At 67.6% G+C, this 3,811-nt stretch carries 2 protein-coding genes and 2 pseudogenes; 3 read left to right on the top strand and 1 reads right to left on the bottom strand.

Going from position 1 to position 3,811, the window contains the following annotated elements; translation table 11 throughout:
- Positions 1–187 precede the first annotated feature (187 nt).
- From ACWIHY_RS40075 to ACWIHY_RS40085, 3 genes and pseudogenes are all read left to right on the top strand, one after another.
- Positions 188–784, top strand: a complete 597-nt coding sequence (locus tag ACWIHY_RS40075) for a GNAT family N-acetyltransferase (protein ID WP_454381667.1) — start codon at positions 188–190, stop codon at positions 782–784.
- A gap of 96 nt (positions 785–880) precedes the next feature.
- Positions 881–2,308, top strand: a pseudogene (locus ACWIHY_RS40080) (IS1182 family transposase).
- A gap of 442 nt (positions 2,309–2,750) precedes the next feature.
- Positions 2,751–3,245, top strand: a complete 495-nt coding sequence (locus ACWIHY_RS40085) for a hypothetical protein (protein WP_454381668.1) — start codon at positions 2,751–2,753, stop codon at positions 3,243–3,245.
- Between the two features lie 170 nt (positions 3,246–3,415).
- On the opposite strand, the pseudogene ACWIHY_RS40090 reads toward ACWIHY_RS40085, so the two are convergent.
- A pseudogene (locus tag ACWIHY_RS40090) lies at positions 3,416–3,607 on the bottom strand (IS630 family transposase); the annotation flags it as partial.
- Between the last annotated feature and the right edge of the window lie 204 nt (positions 3,608–3,811).

The raw sequence follows: 3,811 nt of genomic DNA on the forward strand, positions 1-3,811 counted from the left end.
CGTGAGTTGCCTGCGTGTCACGACCACAGTCCTACCGGGTTCCACCCCGCGAGAAGGACAGAATCCAGCAACTGATCACGACATCACACAGGCCAAAGGAGCGTGGGTCAGTAACGCTCAACCTGGGTGGGTTTCTCGCGGATAATGCGTTGACGTGGGCGGCTGCGCGTTCGGCATGATCGCTGCCATGACGTCTCCCGCGCTCTCGTTCGCTGCCAAGCCCACCCTGGTCGGGAAGAGGGTGCTGCTGCGGCCGGTCACTGCCGCCGATGCCCCTGGGCTCGTGGAACTGCTGAACGAGCCGGAGGTACGTCGGCTGACGGGGACGCATGGGCAGGTCCGGCCGGGAGCTTTGGAACGCGCCGAGCAGTGGTACGCCTCGCGGGCCGCGGAGGACGACCGGCTGGATCTGGCGGTCGTCGAGCAAGCCACAGGCGAGTACGTCGGCGAGGTGGTCCTGAACGAGTTGCATGCCGACAACCGGTCCTGTTCGTTCCGGATCGCCCTGGTCGGGCCCCGCGCCTTCGGCCGTGGTTACGGCACCGAGGCCGCCCGGCTGATCCTTGCCCACGCCTTCGAGACCGTCGGTGTCCACCGGGTCGAACTTGAGGTCTTCGCCTTCAATCCACGGGCCCGGCACCTCTACGAGAAGGTCGGCTTCGTCCACGAGGGCACGAAGCGCCAGGCGCTGCACTGGCAGGGTGCTTGGGTCGACACGCAGATCCTGGCAGTCCTCACCGATGACTGGTCCAGGCACCGCGGGTTTCCCCGGTTCAGTGAGTGATCTTCCGCATGGGACGATCCGCACATGTCTGGTGGGGATGGCCTGTTCGAGATCGACGCGGCGACTGTGCGGCCGCAGTTCGGACCGCGGCCGGCGGTGGACAAGAGGTTCCGGGCGTTCGATCCGGACCAGGTGCTGCTGATGCCGCCCTCGCTGGAGGACTGGCTGCCCCTGGATCACCTGGCCCGGTTCGTGGCCGAGCTGGTCGATGAGGTGCTGGACCTGTCGTCGATCCGCGTTGCCTACACCGAGAAGCGCGGCTACCCGCCGTATGACCCCAGGCTGATGGCGCGGCTGCTGATTTACGGCTACACCACCGGTGTCCGCTCCTCGCGCGCGATCGAGCGCAAGTGCGTCGACGACGTCGCGTTCCGCTACCTCTCCGCCGGGCAGGGCCCTGACTACCGGTCGCTGTCGCGGTTCCGCCGCCGTCATCTGGACGCCCTCGCCGACCTGTTCACACAGTCCCTGCACCTCGCTCAGAAGCTCGGCATGGTCAAGATGGGCCGCGTCGCCCTGGACGGCACCAAGCTGGAGGCGAACGCCTCCAAGCAATAGGCCATGAGCTACGGCCGCCTGGTCGACAAGGAGGAGCGGATCGAAGCCGAGATCGCCCAGTTGGAGGCCCAGGCCGCCGCTCTGCTGGCCGGCGCCGAAGCCTCCGACGCCGCCGAAGACCAAAGGTTCGGCGTCGACGGCAAGGAGGTCGACCTGCCGGCCGAACTGGACCGGCGCGAGAAGCGCCTGGCCAGGCTGCAGGCCGCCCGCGCGCAGATCGAGGCCGAAGCCGCCGCCAAGGCACGCGAGCACGCGGAAAAGAAGGAACGCCGCAGACAGGAGCGCGCCGGCAGCAGTAACGAGCAGGCTGTCACTGATGCCGGGCAGGCCGCCGCCGAGAAGGCGAGTCCCAAGCCCAAGGCCCAGGCCAACTTTACCGACCCCGACTCGCGGATCATGAAGAACAGCGACGCCGCCTACATCCAGGCTTACAACGCCCAGGCCGTCGTAGACGAGGCACACCAGGTCATCACCGCCGCCGACGTCACCTGCAACCCGTCGGACGCGCTGAACTACACGACCATGCTCGACCAGTCCGTGGCGAACACCAGCATCCACCCCAAGCAGGCCCTGGTCGACGCCGGCTACTGCTCCGAGACCAACCTCCAGGCCGCGAAGGACCGCCAACTCGCCTGCGGGACGAACACGCTCATGGCCACCGGCCGACTCGCCCACGACGAGCAGGTCCCGCCCGCACCACGCGGACGGATACCAGCGAACGCCACCCTCAAGGAACGTATGGCCCGCAAACTGCGGACCAAGCCCGGCAAGGCCGCCTACAGCCGCCGCAAGGCCATCGTCGAACCCGTCTTCGGCCAGATCATGACCTGCCAGAACGGCCGCCAACTCCTCCTGCGCGGCGAGGACGGCGCCCGCGCCGAGTGGCGACTGCTGGCCGCCTGCCACAACCTCCGCAAGATCTTCCGGCACACCGGAACCGCCGGACTCGCCGCCATGGCCGCCTGACCAACCGAGCACACGCCCCGGCCTGGGGCGCCTCACCGAGCCAGAGACCCCGGCCTACACGCCCCCGCCCATCCACTCGAGACGGACAAGCTCACCGGCCGCCCGCCGGGACAGCGCGCCGACCCGACCGATCACGACTACCCGGCCAGTTGCCCGTTACTGACCCACGCTCCTAGTGCAAGTCGTGAGGCCCTCAGAGCCCGCTGCTGGCTGGCGAGTGGCGCTGGCGTTCGGGGCGACGGTGGTGGGGCAGCACACGCCGTCACTTGTCCACCGTCCGTTGGGGTGCGAACCGAGTGTTGTTCGCCAAGGCGGCGGCGTCGTCATGAGACGCTCACTCCACTCCGCACGGGCCCCATCAAGAGGGCCGCGTCGCCGGAACCGTGACCCGTTCGAGGTGATCCCGGCGACGGACGTGCGAATCCTGAGGTGGGAGGCCGCAGTGGATGTCAGCACGTTCTACGCACTCTTCTCGGCCACCTGCTTCACGCTAGTCGGCCTCTGGTGGAACGTGGTCCGGGGACACCAGGAGTGGCTGCGCGATCCGCAGCTGCGCCACATCGTCGGCGGTATCTACATCTCGTTCCTGCTTCCCGCGCTGATGGGCCTGTTCGCGCAGGTCGGCGGCATGGAAACCCCGGTGATCTGGCGGGCCAGCTTCGTGGCGATCGCCCTGATCGGCTGTGTGTCGATGCTGCGTCTGACCGGGCGCACCCGCCCGGACGGCTCCTCCGTGTTCCTGACCCTGGCGCAGGCGGTGGCGGCTCTGTTCTACGCCTTGATCGCGGCGGTGGGCGCGAGACCCGAGCTCGCAGACATCGTGAACCTGAGGCCGATCCAAGCCGAGGCGATTCTGCTGATCCTGCTCGTCGTCCTGGGGCACGGCCTGGTCTGGAGGTTCATGGCCGGCGAAGGCCGACCCGCCGACGCGGGCTAGTAGTGCTTCGTTACGTGGGGTGATCTTGCCTGGTCGTGGGCTTCTTCTGTCTATGAGGTTGGGGGAGGTGGAACGGCTCCGGGGTGAGTTATCGGCGTTGCGCATGTTTTTCGGGTCGCTGCCACGGCGGGATCAGCGGCGGTGGGGTGGGTGTTACTGACCTCGGTTTGTCAGGGTGAGGCTGATGTCTCGAGGGACAGGCCGGTGTCGGTTATGAAGCCGTCGAGGGTGTGGGGCCGGTATTGAAGGCGTTTGTGGCGGTTGCGGACAAGGACTTCGAGCTGGTCGAGTGCCGTGACGGCGCGGTTGGTGAGGCTGCGTTTGACGTGGGCCCACACGCCTTCGACGGGGTTCAGGTCGGGTAGGCGGGCAACAGGTCCAGAACCGCCGGAGCCTCCAGAGCCATGCATGCCGTCCGAATACACGGATGCTCAGGGACGCTGCTGGGAAGTCATCTGCACTCCCAGTGGACTCTACCGCGCCGCAGCCGGGAATCGGACGTACGCCGCCGTGGCCGCGGATCTCGGTATCACCGCGGAGTCGCTGCGGACGTGGGTCCGCAAGGA

This window comes from Streptomyces sp. NPDC055287 (assembly GCF_053646035.1).